The 12,156-nt window shown below is 70.3% G+C and carries 1 protein-coding gene (running past one end of the window); it reads right to left on the bottom strand.

Going from position 1 to position 12,156, the window contains the following annotated elements; translation table 11 throughout:
- A protein-coding gene (locus tag D7V88_RS11315; RefSeq protein WP_120540641.1) for a non-ribosomal peptide synthase/polyketide synthase crosses the window boundary here: on the bottom strand, nt 1-12,156 show its final stretch. It continues 18,516 nt past the right edge of the window; the window shows 12,156 of its 30,672 coding nt (coding positions 18,517-30,672); its start codon lies beyond the right edge, outside the window — the gene reads right to left on this strand; the stop codon is at nt 1-3.

Here is a 12,156-nt window from a genome sequence, read left to right on the forward strand (position 1 = left end):
TCAGTGCCCGCCGAGGGCCTTCTTCAGGAGCTCCGCCACGCGCTGCACGTTGGGCTCGCGCAGCAGCGTGTAGTGGTTGCCCGGCAGGCGGTGCGACTCCAGCCGGTCTCCCACCAACGCCCTCCAACCCCCGTCGTCCGTGCCCCCAGTCTCCTGCGCCTCCGCCTGGATGCGCAGCACCCGCTGATCCATCGCGGGCGCGCGGTAGCGGCGGGAGGCTTCGAGGTTGGACTCGAAGACGCGGAAGAGGGCCACCGCGTTCGCGGCATCCGTCCCGGGTGGCAGGGTCCCTGCCTGGGCCGCCGCCTCCAGCACCTGGGTGAGCGCGGCTTCGGGCTCCAGGGTCGCGAGCGCGCCGAGATCCAGCTCCAGGTCTCCCAGCGACACGCCCATCAGGTCCTGGGCGAACAGGCTCACGGCGAGCGTGCGATCCAGGAGGGGTTCCGAGGCCGGCACGGGCTCCTGCACGTAGGAGTCGAGCAGCGCGAGCAGCGCCACCTCCTCGCCCGCTTCGCGCAACTGGCGGGTCATCTCGTAGGCGATGACGCCGCCCAGGGACCAGCCGCCCAGGAAGTAGGGCCCGGCGGGCTGCGCCTCGCGCAGGACGCGCACGTAGTCCGCGGCCATGGCTTCGAGGGTGCGATGGGGGGCGCTCGTGCCGTCGAGGCCCCGGGACTGGAGGCCGTAGAAGCGCTGCTCCGGACCCAGACGCCGCGCGAGCGCCGCGTAGGTGAGCACCGTGCCGCCCACCGGGTGGACGCAGAAGAACGGCGGGGCAGTGCCCGATGTGCCTCCCGCGTCGAAGGGCACCAGCGGCGAGTTCGTCCCCGCGTCCCCATGCTGCTCCAGCAACGCCGCGAACCGCTCCACGCTGGGGGCCTGGAAGAGGGCGGACAGCGGCAGCCGGCGGCCCGTCTCGCGGTTCACCGCCGCCATCAAGCGCACGGCGAGCAGCGAGTGGCCGCCCAGGTCGAAGAAGCTGTCGCGCGGATCCACGGTGTCCACGCCCAGGGCTTCGGCCCAGATGCGCGCGAGCCGGGACTCGGATTCGTTCCGGGGCGCTTCGATGCCGTGTGCCCGTGAGGAGGGCTCAGCGGCGGCGCGGGTTGCCACGACGGCCCTCGGCTCCAGGGGGCTGGCCGGCAGCAAGTGCGTCGGGGCTTCCGGCAAGGGCAGTGCGTCGAGCGCCGCGTCGGGCGCGCCCATGGCCTCTTCGAGCAACAGGGCCCAGTGCTCCATGAGGAGTCTGGCCGTGTCGGCTTCGAAGAGGTCCGTGCTGTAGGAGAGCATGCCCTGGAAGCCTTCCGGGGTGCGGCCCAGGCTCAGGTCCAGTTCGAACTTCGCCGTCGCGAGCGCCACGTCCACCGGTCGCAGCGTCAGCTCCGGCAGGCGCAGCGCCGCGTCCGGCAGGTTCTGGAGCGCGAAGAGGACCTGGATGAGCGGCGGGCGGGACAGGTCGCGCGCGGGCTGGAGCACTTCCACCAACCGCTCGAACGGGACGTCCTGGTGCTCATACGCGCCCAGCGTGGTGGCGCGCACCTGCGACAGGAGTTCCCGGAACGACAGGACCGGCGTGAAGCGGGCGCGCAACACCAGCGTGTTCACGAAGAAGCCGATGAGGCCCTCCGTCTCCGCGTGGCGCCGGCCCGCGATGGACGAGCCCACCAGCAGGTCGTCCTGTCCGGAGTACCGGTGCAGCAGGGTCTGGAGGCCCGCCAGCAGCAACATGAAGGGCGTGGCGCCCTCCCGCTGCGCCAGCGCCTCCACCGCGTCGCTCAGCGCCGGTGACAGCCGGACCGGAAGCGTGGCCCCGCGCGACGAGCGCTGCGCGGGACGGGGCTTGTCGGTGGGCAGGGCCAGCACCATCGGTGCCCCTGCCAGTTCCTGCCGCCACCACTTCACCTGCGTGTCGAGCACGTCCCCCCGGAGCCAGGAGCGCTGCCAGAGGGCGTAGTCCGCGTACTGCACCGGCAGTGGGGCCAGCGGTGAACCCTGGCCCTGACGGAAGGCCTCGTAGAGGGACACCACCTCGCGCACCAGGATGCCGAAGGACCAGCCGTCGGAGATCGCATGGTGCAGGCACAGGAGCAGCATGTGCTCGCGTGCGTTCAGCGTGATCAGCGTGAACCGGGCCAGCGGTCCTCGCTCCAGGTCGAAGGGCCGCAGGGCGTCCTCGGAGGCTCGGCGCATCGCCTCGGCCTCGCGGGCATCTTCGGGCAGGGCACTCAGGTCCACCGTGCGCAGCGTCCGCGACGGAGCAGGGTGGATGCGCTGGTGTGGCTCTCCCTCTCGCGTCTCGAACGTCGTGCGCAGGGATTCGTGCCGCTGCACCAGCGCGTCGATGGCCTGCTGGAGCGCGGAGACCTCCAGCGCGCCGGTCAGTCGCAGCGCGGTGGGGATGTTGTAGAGCGGGCTTCCGGGATCCAACTGGTCGATGAACCACAGGCGCTGCTGCGCGAAGGAGAGGGGCAGTGCGTCCGGACGCTCCGCCCGGATGAGGGCCGGGGCTTGCGTTCCGACGGGCTCCGTCCGGGACTCCAACCTCAAGGCCAGGGCCGCCACGGTGGGCGCTTCGAAGAGGGCTCGCAGCGGAAGCTCCACGCCGAAGCCGGAGCGCACCCGCGCCACCAGCCGCGTCGCGAGGAGAGAGTGGCCTCCCAGCTCGAAGAAGCTGTCCGTGCTTCCCACCCGGTCGACGCCGAGCACCTCGGCGAACAGCGTCGCGAGCCGTGCTTGCGTGGGCGTGCTCGGGGCCGTGAATCCTGAGCGGGACACCGCGGCGCTGGGAGCGGGCAGGGCCTTGCGATCCAGCTTGCCGTTCGAGGTCAGCGGCAGCGCGTCCAGCGCCACCACGACCGAGGGCACCATGTATTCGGGCAGCCGCTCCTGGAGGAATGCTCGCACCTTCGAGCCGTCCAGCGGGTCCGTGCCGCCCGTGACGTAGGCCACCAGGCGCTTGTCGCCCGGCGTGTCCTGACGCACCAGCGCCACCGCCTCGCGCACATCCGGATGCGCCCGCAGCGCGGCTTCCACTTCCGCCAGTTCGATGCGGTAACCACGCACCTTCACCTGCGCGTCCATGCGGCCCAGGAACTCCAGCACGCCTTCCGGCGTCCACCGCGCCACGTCGCCGGTGCGGTAGAGGCGTTCGCCCTCCCGCGCCGCGAAGGCGTTGGGCACGAAGCGCTCCGCCGTCAGGTCTGGCCGCGCGAGGTAGCCACGCGCGAGTCCGTCTCCACCGATGAAGAGCTCGCCCGGGGTGCCCGGAGGCACCGGCTGCCCGTGCGCATCAAGCACGTACACCTGCGTCTGCGCGATGGGCCGGCCAATGGGAATCGTCTCCGGTACCCGGGTGCCGGGCGTCATCCGGTGGGTCGTCGCGAAGAGGGTGGTCTCCGTGGGGCCGTAGCAGGCCGTGACGGGGATGCCCAACGTCTCCACCACCCGCCGCACCTGCGGCGCAGGGACGATGTCGCCTCCGGTGAGCAGTTGGCGCACGCCCCACAGGGCTTCGGGCTTCAGGTCCACCACCTGCGCGAAGAGGCCCGCGGTCAGGTGCAACGTCGTGACCCCGTGCCGCCGCACCACCTGCTCCAGCACCTCCAGATCCGACGGCGAGCTGGGCGGGAAGACGACGAGCCGTCCGCCGAAGAGCAGCGGGCCCCAGACCTCCAACGTCGAGGCGTCGAAGGAGATGGGCGCGATGAGCAGGAACGTCTCATCCGGGCCCAGCTTCGCGTAGGGCGCGTTGTGCAAGAGGCGCATCACCCCTCGGTGCTCCACCGCCACACCCTTCGGACGCCCGGTGCTTCCGGACGTGAAGTCCACGTACGCCATGTGGCGCGCATGCGTCATCGCCTTCACGGGCGTCGTGGGCTGTTCCTCCAGTCGCAGTTCCTCCACGAAGAGGCAGGGCAGGGCGTCGTCCACGGCCAGCTTCGCGCGCACCTCCCGCGTCGTGAGCAGCAGCTTCGGCGGTGCGTCCTCCAGCATCGCGGTCAGCCGTGGTGCCGGGTACGCGGCATCCAGCGGCAGGTACGCGCCTCCAGCCTTGAGGATGGCCAGCAAGGAGACGATGAGTTCGACGGAGCGCTCCATGCACACGGCCACCAGCACATCCGGCCCCACGCCGTGCTCACGCAGCAGGTGCGCCCACTGGTTCGTCAGGGCATCCAGTCGCGCGTACGTCAGGCGCGTGTCCCCGAATTCCAGCGCCACCGCCTCCGGACGCTGCGCGGCCTGCGCCATGAAGAGGTCCTGGATGCACGCGTCGCGCGGGTACTCGCCGCCCGTCGCGTTCCACTCCACCAGCACCTGTTTCCGCTCCGCTTCGGTGAGCAGGGACAACTGCTCCAGCGGCGCACCGGGTGCGGCGACCAGCGCTTCGACGAGCGCTTCCAGATGACGGAGCATCCGGGCGGCGGTGGTGGGCTCGAAGAGGGCCGTGCGGTAGTGCAGCGCGCCCTCGAAGCCCTCCGGATTGCGGAACAGCGACAGCTCCAGGTCGAAGCGTGCGCTTTCCGATCCCGTCTCCAGCGGCCGCAGGGACAAGCCGGGCAGTGACAGCTCCGGCAACGGCGCGTTCTGGAGCGCGAAGAGCACCTGGAAGAACGGCGTGCGACCCAGGTCCCGCGCGGGCTGCAATGCTTCCACCAGCTTCTCGAACGGGACGTCCTGGTGATCCTGCGCTCCCAGCGTCGTGGTGCGCACCTGGGCCAGCAGCTCCCGGAACGTGCGCGCTTCACCGAAGCGGGCGCGCAGGACCAGCGTGTTGACGAAGAAGCCGATGAGGCCCTCCGTCTCCGCGTGACGCCGGTTCGCGATGGGCGAACCCACCAGCACGTCGTCCTGCCCCGAATACCGGTGCAGCAGGGTTTGGAGTGCCGCGATCCACACCATGAACGGCGTGGCGTTCTCCCGCTTCGCGAAGGCCTCCACCTGCTCGCTCAAGGCCCGAGGGATGCGCACCGGCACCGTCGCACCCTCCGGGGTGAGGACCGGGGGACGGGGCTTGTCGGTGGGCAGCTCCAGGACGCCGGAGGCTCCCGCAAGGGCGTCCTTCCACCACGACAACTGCGCCTCCAGCGTGTCGCCCTGGAGCCAGTCGCGCTGCCACACGGCGAAGTCCGCGTACTGCACGGGCAGCTCCGGCAGGGCCGGGGAATGGCCGTGATGGAACGCCTCGTAGAGGGCGGTGATCTCCCGGACCAGGACGCCGAGGGACCAGCCGTCGGACACGATGTGGTGCACGTGCAGCAACAACTGGTGCTCTTCCTCCCCGAGCTTCAACACCAGGGCACGCATCAGCGGCCCTTCGCCCAGGTTGAACGGGCGGCGTGCTTCCTCCATCCGCAGCCGCAGGGCTTCCGCCTGCCGCGACTCCACGTCCCGCACGTCCGTCAGATCCACTGTTTGGAACGGCACGCGGAAGTCCGCGTGGATGACCTGGACGGGCTGGCCCTCTTCCGTGCGGAAGGTGGTGCGCAGCGCTTCATGCCTCGCCATCAACGCGTCGAGGCTTCCTCTCAGCGCCCCCACGTCCAGCGCGCCCACGAACCTCAAGGCCAGGGGGACGTTGTAGAGGCTGCTGCCCGGGTCCAGTTGGTCGATGAACCACAGGCGCTGCTGTGCGAATGACAGCGGCGGGGCGTTGGTGCGATCCGCCCGGGTGAGGAGTGGAGCATGTGCCTTCGGGACGGCGTGGCCCAGCCGTTCGGCGAGGGCGGCCACCGTGGGCGCGATGAACAGGTCGCCCAACGGCAGCTCCACGCCCAGCGTGGTCCGGATGCGGGCCACCACCTGCGTGGCCAGCAGCGAGTGGCCGCCCAGTTCGAAGAAGTTGTCGTCGATGCCGACGCCTTCCACGTGCAGCACCTCCGACCAGATGGCCACGAGGCTTGCCTCCAGCATGTTGCGTGGAGCCTGGGCGCGCCGCTCCAAGGCACTCGGGGCCTCCGGTGCGGGAAGAGCCTTGCGGTTCACCTTGCCGTTGGCGTTGAGCGGCAGCGAGGGCAACCGCACCCACGCGGAGGGCACCATGTATTCGGGGAGCTGCTTCGCGGCGAAGGCCTTCACCGTGTCCAGCTCCAGCCCTTCCACGGAGGGCACGAGGTAGCCCACGAGGCGCTTGTCACCGGGCACATCCTCCCGGGCCAGCACCACGGCCTCCTGAATCCCCGGCACCTGCCGCAGCACGGCTTCGACTTCACCTGGCTCGATGCGGAAGCCGCGCAGCTTCACCTGGAAGTCGGTGCGGCCCATGAACTCCAGCGTGCCGTCCTCCGTCCACCGCGCCTTGTCTCCCGTGCGGTACAGGCGCGCACCGGGCTCCTGGGCGAACGGGTGGGGGACGAAGCGCTCCGCGGTGAGGTCCGGCCGCTGGAGGTAGCCCCAGGCGAGACCGTCACCGCCGACGTACAGCTCGCCCGGCACCCCGGGCGGCAGCGGCTGGAGCGCTGTGTCCAGCACCCACGCCGTGGAGTTCCCCAGCGGACGACCGATGGGCACCGCGCGGTCCACCGCGTCTCCCGCGCGCAGCGTGTGCGTCGCGGAGAAGGTGGTGTTCTCCGTGGGGCCGTAGCCATTGATCAGCACCGCGCCTTCCGGGAGGCGCGCGAGGTGATCGCGCACCGACTGCACGGACAGGACGTCGCCGCCCGCGAGCACGCGGCGCACTCGCGCCAGGTCCTGGCCTTGCTGGGACACCATCTGCTCGAAGAGGGCGGCGGTGAGCCACAGCGTGCTGATGGCCTCGCGGCCCAGCAGCTCGCCCAGCTCCGCCAGGGACAAGGTCTTCGGCGGGGCCAGCACCAGCTTCGCGCCATTGAGCAGCGCGCCCCAGACCTCCAACGTGGAGGCATCGAAGGCGATGGGCGCGAGCTGGAGGAACACCTCTCCGGAGCCGACTTCGAGGAAGCCGTTGCCGCGTGCGAGGCGCACGATGCCCCGGTGCGGCACGCTGACGCCCTTCGGACGTCCGGTGCTTCCCGAGGTGAACATCACGTAGGCCAGCGTCTCCGCGGGCACCATCACGTCCAGTGGAGTGCCAGGCTGCTTCGCGATCCGATCCGCCTCCTCGTCCAGCAGGACGAGCAGCCCCGCCACCACGGGCAGGCTGTCCGCCAGCGCTTCCTGGGTGACGAGCACGCTGACGCCCGCCTCCTGGAGGATCCAGGTGATGCGCTCGGCGGGTTCCCGGGCCTCGATGGCGACATAGGCGGCGCCGGCCTTGAGGATGCCCAGCAGGGTGGTGATGAGCGCGGGCGAACGCTCCACGCACACGCCCACCCGATCGCCCGGCCTGACTCCGGACAGCCGCAGGTGGCGCGCGAGCTGGTTCGATGTCGCCTCCAGCTCCGCGTAGGTGAGCGTCCGGTCGCCGGCCTTCAGCGCGATGGCATCCGGCGTCCGCGTCGCCTGCTCGGAGAAGAGGGCGGGCACCGAGGCGTCACGCGGGTACTCGCGCGCCGTGCCGTTCCAGTCGTTCAGGAGCTGGCGTTGTTCGGCCGGCGTGAGCAGGGACAGTCGTGTCCCAGGCGCGCGGACGGCTTCCGTCAACAGCAGCTCCAGGCGCTGGAGCATGCCAGCCACGGTGCGCTGGGTGAAGAGGGCCGTGTTGTAGACCAGCCCTCCTGAATAGCCCTCCGGACCTCGGGTCATCAGCAACTGGAGATCGTAGTGGATAAGGCCCGGGGAGTCCTCCAGAGGGCGGAGCGACAACGCCGGGAGCTTCAGCTCCGGCATCGGGGCGTTCTGGAGGGTGAACGTCACCTGGAAGAGGGGTGTGCGGCCCGAGTCCCGCTCGGGCTGCAACGCCTCCACCAGCTTCTCGAAGGGGAGGTCCTGGTGTTCGTAGGCCCCCAGCGTGGTGGCGCGCACCTGGGCCAGCAGCTCGCGGAACGTGCGCGTCTCACCGACGCGGGCTCGCAGCACCAGCGTGTTCGCGAAGAAGCCGATGAGGCCCTCCGTCTCCGCCTGCCGCCGGTTCGCGATGGGCGAGCCCACCAGCACGTCGTCCTGCCCGGAGTAGCGGTGCAGCAACGTCTGGAAGGCCGCCAGCCACACCATGAACGGCGTGGCGTTCTCCTGCTTCGCCAGGGCCTCCACCTGCTCGCTCAGCTCCGAGGAGATGCGCACCGGCACGGTCGCGGCCTCCTGGATGGGGACGGTGGGACGGGGCTTGTCCGTGGGCAGCTCCAGGACCCCGGAGGCTCCCGCCAGGGTGTCCTTCCACCAGGAGAGCTGCGCCTCCAGCCTGTCGCCCTGGAGCCAGTCGCGCTGCCACACGGCGAAGTCCGCGTACTGGATCGGCAGGGCCGGCAGGACGGGCGGATGCCCCTGGACGAAGGCTCCGTAGAGGGCGGTGACCTCCTGGACGAGCACGCCCAGGGACCAGCCGTCGGAGACGATGTGGTGCGTGTTCAGCACCAACTGGTGCTCTTCCGCGCCGAGCCGCAACAGCAGGGCGCGCATCAGCGGACCCTCACTCAAGCTGAACGGCCGGCGTGCCTCCTCGCCCCGAAGCCGCAGGGCCTCCGCCTCCCGCGACTCCACGTCCGTCAGGTCCACCGCTTGGAACGGCACGCGGAAGTCCGCGTGGATGACCTGGACGGGCTGCCCCCCCTCCGAGTGGAACGTGGTGCGCAGGGCTTCATGCCGCGCCATCAGCGCATCCAGGCTTGCGCGAAGGGCGCCCACGTCCAGCGTGCCGTGGAGGGTCAGGGCGATGGGGATGTTGTAGAGGCTGCTGCCCGGATCCAACTGGTCGATGAACCACAGCCGCTGCTGCGCGAACGACAGCGGGCGGCCGTCCGCATGGACCGACGGGGCGATGGATGAAGCGTGCGCCTTCGGGACGACGCGGCCCAGCCGTTCGGCGAGGGCGGCCACCGTCGAGGCGGTGAAGAAGTCGCCCAACGGCAGCTCCACGCCCAGCGTGGACCGGATGCGTGCCACGGCCTGCGTGGCCAGCAGTGAGTGGCCCCCCAGATCGAAGAAGCTGTCATTGCGTCCCACGGAGGGGACATGCAGCAGCTCCGCCCACATCGCGGCCAGGGCCACCTCCGTGGGTGTCACGGGTGCTTCGTACGTGCTCGAAACGGGCTGCGAGATCTCCAACGCCCGCAGGGCCTTGCGGTCCACCTTGCCGTTGGGCGTCAGGGGCAGCACGTCGCGAGGCACCAGCGCCGACGGCAGCATGTACTCCGGCAACCGCTGCGTCAGGTGGTCGCGAAGCGTGCCCGGCTCCAACTCGCGGGCCGCGACGAAGTAGACGGTGAGCCGCTTGTCGTCGGCCAAGTCCTCACGCACCAGCGCCACGGCCTCGCGTACGTCCGGATGGGCGAGCAGCGCGGCTTCCACTTCCGCCAGTTCGATGCGGTAGCCCCGCACCTTCACCTGATCATCCGCGCGGCCCAGGAACTCCATCACCCCGTCGGGGTTCCAGCGCGCCAGGTCTCCGGTGCGGTAGAGGCGTTCGCCCGGCGTGGCGGAGAAGGGGTTCGGGACGAAGCGTTCGGCGGTCAGGTCCGGCCGCGACAGGTAGCCACGTGCGAGGCCTTCTCCGCCGATGAAGAGTTCGCCCGGGAGGCCCGGGGGCATCGGCTGTCCGTGCACGTCCAGCACGTAGAGCTGGGTCGCGGTGATGGGTCGTCCAATGGGGACGGAGGCTCCCACGTCGGCCACGTCCGTCATGCGGTGCGTGGAGGCGAAGAGCGTGGTCTCCGTGGGGCCGTAGCAGGCCGTGACGGGGATGCCCATTTCCAGCACCACCCGGCGCACGTGGGGCGCGGAGACGACGTCGCCTCCGGTGAGCACCTGCCGCACGCCTCGAAGGGCTTCGAGTTTGAGGTCCACCACCTGCGCGAAGAGGCCTGCGGTCAGGTGCAGCGTGGTGACGCCATGCTGTTGGATCGTGCTCGCCAGCAGGTCCAGGTCCGAAGGTGAGCGGGGCGGGAAGACGACGAGCCGTCCGCCGAAGAGCAGCGGCGCCCAGACCTCCAACGTCGAGGCGTCGAAGGAGATGGGCGCGATGAGCAGGAACGTCTCATCCGGGCCCAGCTTCGCGTAGGGCGCGTTGTGCAAGAGGCGCAGCACGCCCCGGTGCTCCACCGCCACGCCCTTGGGGCGACCGGTGCTTCCGGACGTGAAGTCCACGTACGCCAGGTGGCGCGCGTGCGTTCCCGCCTTCACGGGCGACGTCGGCTGTTCCTCCAGGCGCACCTCTTCCACGAAGAGGCAGGGCAGGGTGTCGTCCACGGCCAGCTTCGCGCGCACCTCCCGCGTCGTGAGCAGCAGCTTCGGCGGTGCGTCCTCCAGCATCGCGGCCAGACGCTGCGCCGGGTACGCCGCGTCCAGAGGCAGATACGCACCCCCGGCCTTGAGGATGGCCAGCAGCGCGACGATGAGTTCAACGGAGCGCTCCAGGCACACGGCCACCAGCACATCCGGTCCCACGCCGTGCTCGCGCAGAAGCTGTGCCCACTGGTTCGTGCGCGCGTCCAGCTCCGCGTACGTCAGGCGCGTGTCCCCGAACTCCAGCGCCACCGCCTCCGGACGCTGCGCGGCCTGCGCCATGAAGAGGTCCTGGATGCACGCGTCGTGCGGGTACCCGCTGCCCGTCGCGTTCCATCCCACCAGCACCTGCTTCCGCTCCACCTGCGTGAGCAGCGAGAACTGATCCAGCGGCGCACCGGGTGCGGCGACCAACGCGCCGACCAACATCTCCAGGTGCCGGACCATCCGGTTCGCGGTCGCGGGCTCGAAGAGGGCCGTGCGGTAGAGCAGCACGCCCTCGAAGCCCTCCGGATTGCGGAACAGCGACAGCTCCAGATCGAAGCGCGTGCTCGCCGAATCCGTCTCCAACGGACGCATCGTCAGGCCGGGCAGCGACAGCTCCGGCAGCGGCGCGTTCTGGAGCGCGAAGAGCACCTGGAAGAACGGTGTGCGGCCCAGGTCTCGGGTGGGCTGCAACGCCTCCACCAGCTTCTCGAACGGGACGTCCTGGTGCTCCTGCGCTCCCAGCGTCGTGGTGCGCACCTGGGCCAGCAGCTCCCGGAACGTGCGCGCTTCACCGAAGCGGGCGCGCAGCACCAGCGTGTTCACGAAGAAGCCGATGAGGCCCTCCGTCTCCGCCTGACGCCGGTTCGCGACGGGCGAACCCACGCTGAAGTCGTCCTGCCCGGAGTACCGGTGCAGCAGGGTTTGGAGTGCCGCGAGCCACACCATGAACGGCGTGGCGTTCTCCCGCTTCGCGAAGGCCTCCACCTGCTCGCTCAAGGCCCGAGGGATGCGCACCGGCACCGTCGCCCCCTCCGGGGTGAGGACGGTGGGACGGGGCTTGTCCGTGGGCAGTTCCAGGACGCCGGAGGCTCCTGCCAGGGCGTCCTTCCACCAGGAGAGCTGCGACTCCAGCGTGTCGCCCTGGAGCCAGTCGCGCTGCCACACGGCGAAGTCCGCGTACTGCATCGGCAGGGCCGGCAGGGCCGGGGGACGTCCGTGGTGGAACGCGTCGTAGAGGGCGTTGACGTCACGCACCAGGACGCCCAGGGACCAGCCATCGGAGACAATGTGGTGCGTGTTCAGCACCAGTTGGTGCTCGTCCTCACCGAGCTTCAACAGCAGGGCGCGCATCAGCGGCCCCTCGCTCAGCTTGAAGGGACGGACGGCTTCCTCCATCCGCAGCCGCCGTGCTTCCGCATGCCGTGACTTCGCATCCTGCTCGTTCGTCAGGTCCACCGTTTCGAACGGCACGCGGAAGTCCGCGTGGATGATCTGGACGGGCTTCCCATCCTCCGCGTGGAACGTGGTGCGCAGCGCTTCATGCCTCGCCATCAACGCGTCGAGGCTCGAGCGCAGGGCGCCTACGTCCAACGTGCCGCTGAAGGTCAAGCCGATGGGGATGTTGTAGAGGCTGCTGCCGGGTGCCAGTTGGTCGATGAACCACAGGCGCTGTTGCGCGAACGACAGCGGCGGGGCGGTGGTGCGATCCGCCCGGGTGAGGGGCGAAGCGTGCGCCTTCGGTACGGCGTGGCCCAGCCGTTCAGCGAGGGCAGCCACCGTGGGGGCGGTGAACAGCTCACCCACCGGCAGCTCCACGCCCATCGCGGTCCGGATGCGAGCCACCATCCGCGTGGCCAGCAGTGAGTGGCCGCCCAG

The organism is Corallococcus terminator, assembly GCF_003611635.1.
Lineage (GTDB): Bacteria > Myxococcota > Myxococcia > Myxococcales > Myxococcaceae > Corallococcus > Corallococcus terminator.